Origin of the sequence: Bradyrhizobium genomosp. III (assembly GCF_000261705.1) — a bacterium.
GTDB classification, from domain to species: domain Bacteria; phylum Pseudomonadota; class Alphaproteobacteria; order Rhizobiales; family Xanthobacteraceae; genus Bradyrhizobium; species Bradyrhizobium ottawaense.
Genome location: NZ_AJQF01000420.1, coordinates 1 through 3,321 on the forward strand (window position 1 = coordinate 1; position 3,321 = coordinate 3,321).

Annotated in this window: 3 protein-coding genes and 1 pseudogene; 2 read left to right on the forward strand and 2 right to left on the reverse strand. The window is 65.0% G+C overall.

Features of this window, described 5'->3' with window-relative positions:
• Positions 1 to 57: 57 nt before the first annotated feature.
• Positions 58 to 1,005, reverse strand: a complete 948-nt coding sequence (locus IC66_RS0133655) for an alpha/beta fold hydrolase (RefSeq protein ID WP_028140009.1) — start codon at positions 1,003 to 1,005, stop codon at positions 58 to 60.
• A gap of 221 nt (positions 1,006 to 1,226) precedes the next feature.
• On the opposite strand from IC66_RS0133655, the gene IC66_RS0133660 reads away from it, so the two are divergent.
• Together IC66_RS0133660 and IC66_RS0133665 are read left to right on the forward strand one after the other, a co-directional pair.
• Positions 1,227 to 1,688 (forward strand): Hsp20 family protein, encoded by a 462-nt coding sequence (locus tag IC66_RS0133660; RefSeq protein ID WP_028140008.1) that lies wholly within the window; start codon positions 1,227 to 1,229, stop codon positions 1,686 to 1,688.
• A 348-nt stretch (positions 1,689 to 2,036) separates the two neighbouring features.
• Positions 2,037 to 2,807 carry an alpha/beta fold hydrolase gene (locus IC66_RS0133665; RefSeq protein WP_038950586.1) on the forward strand — a complete coding sequence of 257 codons (771 nt, stop codon included), beginning with the start codon at positions 2,037 to 2,039 and terminating at the stop codon, positions 2,805 to 2,807.
• Between the two features lie 233 nt (positions 2,808 to 3,040).
• Here IC66_RS0133665 and IC66_RS47885 read toward each other — a convergent pair.
• A pseudogene (locus IC66_RS47885) lies at positions 3,041 to 3,321 on the reverse strand (hypothetical protein); the annotation flags it as partial.

Here is a 3,321-nt window from a genome sequence, read left to right on the forward strand (position 1 = left end):
GATGCCCGGGACAAGCCCGGGCATGACGAGTTTGTAGCGCGATGACGCGCTCTTTCCTCACTTGAACAACGGCGTGCCCGGCACGAAGGCGTCGAAGGCGGCCCAGAACTGGGAGCGGTAGCGGTCCTGCTCCTGGAGGATCTCGTGCTTGGCGCCGGCGATCACGAGGTGGGAGCCGGCGCGCAAGTGATAGGCGAACTCCTCGATCGCCGCGGTCGAGACCACCGCGTCGTTGGAGGCCGCCAGCATCAGGATCGGCTGGCGGATCTGCGAGGGGTAGTTCTTGCCCTTGAAGGTGTTCATGGCGCGGAAGGCGGTATCGGCCCAGGCCACGGTCGGTGATGCCAGCCCGAGCGTCGGGTCCTCCTCCAGGATCGCGGCATTGCGCGCATAGCGTACCGGATCGCTGGTCACGGGATTGTTGATGAAGGGATCGAGCCCGGTGAGACGGTCGCTGCCGCCGGGGACATAACGGCCCCCCTGCCCGAGCAGGCGCATGGTCTTGAGCAGCGCACGCACCGGAAGCGAGGTGGTGCGGCCGGGCAGGTCGATCATCGGCGCCGACAACACCATGCGGTCGAACCAGCGCTTGCCCGCATGCGCCACCCGCAGCATCACCGTGCCGCCCATGGAATGGGCCAGCGCGAAGAACGGCGGCGGGCAATCCGGCAGCACGACCTGCTGCACGAACGCCTCCACGTCGACCTCGAAATCGGAGAAGTCGCGCACATAGCCCTTGCGCGGGTCGCGCAGGCGGCGCGAGGAATGGCCCTGCCCGCGCCAATCGATCATTGCCACTGCAAAGCCGCGGTCGCGCAAATCGCGCACGGTCTCGAAATATTTCTCGATCTGCTCGCTGCGTCCGGTGAAGACGCAGACGGTGCCCTTGCGGTTCGCCGGCGGCGCCCAGCGCGCAAAGCGCAGCTCGGCGCCATCGGGCGTCTTGATGGTACCGCTGACGACGTCTTCGGGGACGGGATTGGACGGGATCGAGACCAGCGTCATGATTGGAAGTGCTTGGGCGCGAAGTGCTGCAAATCAAGGGGCGGGAGCGCCGAAAAGGCGCTGATTGCCGCCCTCTTGAACGCCGTCTCGTTCCACCCATATCATCTTCGTGCAGGCCGCTACCAGTGTTTCGGACCCGGAACATCAGGCTGCACACAGACTAAAGCCCGGCCCGATTGGCGGGCGGGTTACCCAACAGTCGCTCAATGGAGGACTAGACCATGCGTAGCTACGATCTCACCCCCTTCTATCGTTCCACCGTCGGCTTCGACCGCCTCTTCAGCCTGCTCGACCAGGCCAGCTCGGACGGCAGCCCCGGTTATCCCCCCTACAACATCGAGCGTACCGGCGAGAATGCCTACCGCATCACGGTTGCGGTCTCGGGCTTCGCCAGGGATGAGCTCTCCATCGTCGCGAAGGAAAATACGCTGACGATCAAGGGCGAGAAGGTCGCAGGCGAGAACAGCAAGAACGAAGTGATCTACCGCGGCATCGCCGCGCGTGCCTTCGAGCGCGCCTTCCAGCTCGCCGACTTCGTGCAGGTGAAGGACGCCTCGCTCGAGAACGGGCTGCTTCACGTCGACCTCGTCCGTGAGATTCCCGAGGCGAAGAAGCCGCGCCAGATCGCGATCAATACCAGCGCACCGAAGGCGCAGGTGATCGAGAACTCGGTCGCCGCCTAACCACGGCACGCCACTTCCAGGTTTGAGAAAACGCCCCGGTGCCCCGGGGCGTTTTTTTACTTGTCCAGTTGTGTCGCGAAACGCCGCGAGTAGCCCCGCAGCGACTCCTCCGTCGATATGTTTCGTACCGGCCTGTTTGTCAGTGCCGCAGAATCCAGCGGCAGTTTTCGGTTGAAATGGGAATACAGGTTGGGCCTGTCGTTCTACGTTACCCCCACTGCAAGCTCGCCCACGCGTCCCGTACACGCCCGACCAAGACGCTGCTCACAGGTAGGTGACTGAGCGTAACGCCGCTGCCCCACGCTCCGTCCTTTGGACATCGAACACAAAACGAGACGGAGCACGATCATGTCACTTTGGCGCAGCCTTTTCGTCGCCGCGAGCCTGTTGGCGGCCCCCCTCAGCCTCGCTCACGCGCAGACACCGCAGACGGTGAAAGCAAAGAACGTCGTGCTGGTGCACGGCGCCTGGGCCGACGGCTCGAGCTGGTCGGAGGTGATCCCGATCCTCCAGGCCGCGGGCCTGCATGTCACGGCCGTGCAGAATCCGCTGTCGTCGCTTGCGGACTCGGTCGAGGCGACCAAGCGCGCGCTGGCCGAGCAGGACGGACCCACCGTGCTGGTCGCGCATTCCTGGGGCGGCACGGTGATCAGCCAGGTCGGCACCGATCCGAAGGTCACCGGCCTCGTTTATGTCGCCGCACGTGCGCCCGATGCGAACGAGGATTTCGTCGCGCTGTCGAAGCAATTCCCGACCGGCCCGGTGCGCGCCGGCATCGTCGAGCGCGACGGCGACACAAAACTTTCGGAAGACGCCTTCCTGAAATATTTCGCCAATGGCGTGAAGCCGGAGCAGGCCAGGGAGCTTTATGCCGTGCAATGGCCGACCGCCGCGTCGATCTTCGCCGGCCGCACCACGGAAGCTGCGTGGCATTCGAAGCCGAGCTGGTACGCGGTGTCGAAGAACGACTACACCATCAATCCGGATCTCGAACGCTTCCTCGCCAAGCGCATGAACGCCACCACGGTCGAGCTCGATGCCGGCCACCTCTCGCTGGTGTCGCATCCGAAGGAGGTCGCGAATTTGATCCTGGAAGCCGCGGGATATCCGCGGAGCTGAAGCGATCGCTGAAATGCGGAAGGCGCCTGAATTGCTCAGGCGCCTTTTTTTGTTTTGCTCAGCCGTCGTCCCTGCGAACGCAGGGACCCATAACCACAGGGAGCAGTTTGGCGAAGATTGGTCGTTCGGGACTCGCACCTCATCCCCACCGATAGATCACGCGGTATGGGTCCCTGCGTTGGCAGGGACGACAGCGTGGGTGTGGCTGGCGCTATCGCATCAAACTCGCAGTGCTAATCCAGTCCCTGTGCCGCCGGCATCTCCTGCGTCGGCAAAATCGTCGCCGACGGCTTGGCCTGACCGACGGTCGGCGCGACGGTTTGCGGTGTGGCCTCGGCCGGCTTCGCCTGGGCGGCAGCGGTCTGCTGCGGTGCCTGTGCCTGCGGCGCTTGAGCCTGCTGCGTCACAGGCTCGGCCGGCTTGGCGGCGGCGACGGGCGTCTCGCTGCGCGGCGGGGCCGCCCTGGGCAGCGGCACGGTGCGGCTCGCCACGTGCGGGATCGAGGCCGGCGGCC